Genomic DNA, 2,019 nt, shown 5'->3' with positions numbered 1-2,019 from the left:
AGGGAGATTCACAGATCAAGGCCAAGCAACGCAATACCTTAATTCATCATAGGTTACGAGCCGGTTCTCGGATTTCTCCTCGAAAACGCCGATGGAAACTCCGATCCCGCGGGACGGTCCAACTCAGCAGATTCCAGTCGCAATGGCGACTTCCCGTTCCCGATCCGGGGCGAGCACTTGTCGCCATAGGCGACTATTCGTCAAAGTGGATGGCCGGACCCTGCTCCGTTGCCGGTATCTATCCTATTGACATCGCATCAAGCAACGTAGACGGGCTTTGAACATCCACTTATGTTTGATCGTCATAGACCGAAGACATTCTGGCATACCGCCCGGCTTGGCCGTAGGAGAATGGAGAGAAGAAGCTGGATGGGCGAAGTGCCGATGGAATATGAGGTTCGACCTCTCTTCCTGCAGTTCGGCAAAGAGTTGTACGCGCTTCCCGCGGAATGGAAAGGGTATTGGATTTCCGCCCGACCTCCTTGCCAATGTGGCGGAGGTCCACTTGTGTGGCGCTGGGCCAGAAAGGAGTACGCATGCTCTCATGGGTGGCGATGGAACGAATCTACGAACGCGAGGTTCTGCCGGATGCCAGACTCCGCAAGCGGGCCGGGGTAAGGCCCTTGCGGGACCACGCCAAACACCTCACCGATGCAGAACTGCTGGCCAAGCTGCGCTCCCTTGACATCGACCAAGACTGGCTCGAGCAGAGGTGTGAGCGGGCGGTCTCGGCCGAGGAGATCGCCGGCCCGCTCATCGATCAAAGCCGGAGCCACGGCCAGGAAAGTGACTGGATCTGGATCTGTGTGGCGACTCTGTGGCGGCGCTGGTTTCCCGAACAGCCTTCCTTCGAGGAGCTGGATGACAAGATGCAGGCCGGCTACAAGCTTCTGAACAGCGGCGGCGCTGTCGACGCCTGCCGCATCTAGCTGGAAGCGTGGAGCAATGTATTGTGCTTGCTGGACAAGGCCGGCATCCAATCGATCGAGGCATTCGATGAGCGGTTCCGGGGCACGCAGTCGCTGTTCAATTGGATTCAGGATCTGGAGAGCGAGCTGTGGAATGCGGGCCTGGAGGATCGGCAGTTTCTCAGCGCCCGCGTCGCGTTATGCGAAGAGGGGCTGCGGCGCTTTCCGTCCGCTGACGACCTGATGACCGAAAACCGACGGCGCTCGCTGGCGGAGTCGTACTTCGAGCTGGGTGAGGTGGAGAAAGCGGAAGCTCTTTACCGGGAGTGGTTGGCCGCCGATCCGTGCTGGGGATGGGGTTGGATCGGGTGGTCCGACTGCTACCGGTTCACGCGCGCCGGGCAGGTGGACCTGAATCGGTGTGAGCAGATTCTGAGGGAAGGTATTGCGATCACCCGGGTGCGAGACCACGCTGACATCGCCGATCGCCTCGCTGATCTGTGCGAAGAACAGGGACGTGATCAGGAGGCGAAGGAGTTTCGGCGGCAGTCCGAGCGCGGCACCCCCGTGGGAATTTCGCGGACCGTCAGTTCGGCCGGCAAGGTATTGCGCCAAAAGACGCAATTCAACTTCGGTGGCGAGGGGCTGCCACTCAACGAGCTGTCGAGCGTGGCGGAAATGCGGCGTGAAACTCCGACAATGCCTATCGTCAGGCAAAAGGTCGGGCGAAACGAGCCATGCCCCTGCGGCAGCGGCAAGAAGTTCAAGAAATGCTGTGGTGCTTGATGGCCGGCTACAGACTGGCGCCGGATTATTGTCAGAATTGCAACTCGCGATACGGCAACGGTCTGAACGGCCCCAGGCGGACGAAGATTGAAGAAATCGTTCGGTTCCTGTTCACCATCGAAGCCTTGGAAAGGCACGGGAATGAAATCGCCCTACACATCTCGACAAGGCCAGTTTTTGGCTTTCATTCACCAATACACCACTTTGCATGGACACGCGCCGGCGGAAGCGGAGATGGCGCAATTTTTCCATGTCACGCCGCCGAGCGTGCATCAAATGATTCTGACACTGGAACGGTGCGGGATGATCACTCGCACGCCGGGCG

3 protein-coding genes are annotated in these 2,019 nt (G+C 59.1%); all 3 read left to right on the top strand.

Annotated features, from left to right (window positions below; genetic code table 11):
• Nucleotides 1-536: 536 nt before the first annotated feature.
• Complete coding sequence (locus VMU57_RS21095; RefSeq protein ID WP_325387051.1) at nt 537-929, top strand: hypothetical protein; 393 nt, start codon at nt 537-539, stop codon at nt 927-929.
• Nucleotides 930-956: 27 nt separating this feature from the next.
• Nucleotides 957-1,694, top strand: a complete 738-nt coding sequence (locus VMU57_RS21090) for an SEC-C metal-binding domain-containing protein (RefSeq protein ID WP_325387049.1) — start codon at nt 957-959, stop codon at nt 1,692-1,694.
• Nucleotides 1,695-1,835: 141 nt separating this feature from the next.
• Nucleotides 1,836-2,019: hypothetical protein (locus VMU57_RS21085; protein WP_325387047.1), on the top strand; the 184-nt coding region annotated here is incomplete at its 3' end.

Source organism: Edaphobacter sp. (assembly GCF_035532915.1).
In the GTDB taxonomy this organism is placed as follows: Bacteria; Acidobacteriota; Terriglobia; order Terriglobales; family Acidobacteriaceae; genus Edaphobacter.
The sequence above is the reverse complement of the archived record's forward strand: the minus strand, read 5'-3'. Positions and strand labels throughout refer to the sequence as shown.